This window comes from Breznakibacter xylanolyticus (assembly GCF_003254275.1).
Lineage (GTDB): Bacteria > Bacteroidota > Bacteroidia > Bacteroidales > Marinilabiliaceae > Breznakibacter > Breznakibacter xylanolyticus.
Genome location: NZ_QKZK01000079.1, coordinates 1 through 1,968, shown reverse-complemented (window position 1 = coordinate 1,968; position 1,968 = coordinate 1). Strand labels below are relative to the sequence as shown.

General features: G+C 34.6%; 1 protein-coding gene. It reads left to right on the top strand.

Annotation, left to right across the window (positions count from 1 at the left end; genetic code table 11):
* The first annotated feature begins 1,159 nt into the window (after positions 1–1,159).
* On the top strand, positions 1,160–1,510 hold the full coding sequence (locus LX69_RS17365) for a helix-turn-helix domain-containing protein (RefSeq protein WP_111447288.1): 351 nt from the start codon (positions 1,160–1,162) through the stop codon (positions 1,508–1,510).
* Positions 1,511–1,968: the final 458 nt, after the last annotated feature.

Here is a 1,968-nt window from a genome sequence, read left to right as displayed (position 1 = left end):
GTGATAAATTAAAAACTATTACTGCGTAATGGATAATAAAAAGTAATTTTAGGGGGCAATATGGAGAGCTATCCCGTTAGGGATTTAGTTCAACACTATGTAGCATTAATGGCTGGCGAATCACGTTCCGCAAGGTTCGTTTCCCGCATCAGCCATCTAACGGTTTGAAAGGAGATTCGCACGCAATCCGCCACTAATGCTACACGTACCGTTGTGCACCAGGCTAAAAAAGAAAACATCACACTTAAAAAAAAGAATAACTCACACAGATTGAAAAGAATGAGAAAATGAAATGATGATTCCACAGAAAAGATTAATGGTTCCACAGGCATTTTGATTAATTCCACAAGCCTGATTAATGTTACCAATTGGTGTTTGATTTATTCCATTTGAAAAGTTAAAAGTACCACACGGAAATTTAATTATACCATTGATTACTTTAAGGAATACAAAAGGATTTTAAATTATTCCATTTGAATTATTATTTGTTCCACTCGAGAATTAATCATCTCCATTAATCGTTTGATTCTGTACATTCTGAAAACAATAAGCAACACAGAAAGATTGAATTGATCCGAAAGAGGAATGTTCTCTAAATCAGAATTAAAATCCATAAGCTGAATCAGGAGAAACGAAATAAAAAACAGAATCTTTCACTATATCGAGAAGAATCTGAGAATGAAAAAAACGATAGATTTAAACAGAATAAAGAAATAAAAGCCCAGTGCACAACATCGCATATACCTAATGGCGGTTTTACTGCACTTTGCAAGGCTTTTCGCCCGCTCAAACTTCACCACGGTTTGACAGTTGAATCGCCCGCAATCCGCCACTAGGCATATGCGTAACGTTGTGCAGCATAATAAAAAGAAAAACCACCAGGAAAACTGAAACCAAGGAAGAACAGATTAAAACCAGAAAGATAAAACATCAAAAAGCCTCCATGATTTTACAAACAAACGGAATAGTTTGAAAAACGAACGACTCATTATTAGAATAAGAAGGAAAATAAGTAGAAACAGGGAACTTTGATTTTGAAAAAAACGACTGCATGTTTCAAACTAACGAGATTGAAATTCAAATAAACGAGTTGATTTTTAAATAAGTGGAAATAGTTTTATATTCACAAGACTGATTTTATAAAACTATCAACTACCACATGTTAACATTCAACTTCACCCGTATTTTTAAGGCCAGAGGGATTGATAAACCTTTCAGTTACCTTGTGAAAAGAGGTTATTCCGACAATTTTGCCACGCGGATTGTCAATAACCGAATCGAGAAACTGAATTTAAAGGACGTAGAGTTACTTTGTGAAATGTTGCATTGTACACCGAACGACTTGTTGGAATGGATTCCATCGCAAGAGAATTTAGCGAACGAGAATCATCCTTTGATTTCGTTGAAACGAACCGAAAAAGTGATTCAATTGACTCAAATTCTGAGCTCAATTCCACTTGACAGGCTTGCAGAGATTGAAACAATGATTAAGAAACAAATTGAAGAATAAATAATTACGCTGCACAACATCGCATATACCTAATGGCGGTTTTACTGCACTTTGCAAGGCTTTTCGCCCGCTCAAACTTCACCGCGGTTTGACAGTTGAATCGTCCGCAATCCGCCACTAGGCATATGCGCAACCGTTAGGGGCAAGGCAAAGAAGAATGAAACGAACAGACATTCCACACGACTCTTAAGTGATTCCACAGAATAGATTAATGTCTTCATTTGAATTCAGATTTATTCCACTTGTAATTTTATTTATTTGATTCGCTTAATAAATGTCTTCACTTTGAATATTAATCTGCACACACAGAATGTTATCTATTTCAAAAAGATTTTTAATCATGCCATTTGATATTTGATTTTATTCAATTGATATTTTATTGTTTCCATTTAATTATTAATTTCATCCACACATATTTTTCAGCTTTATAGAGTACTTTTTCATAAACCCTTAAATAC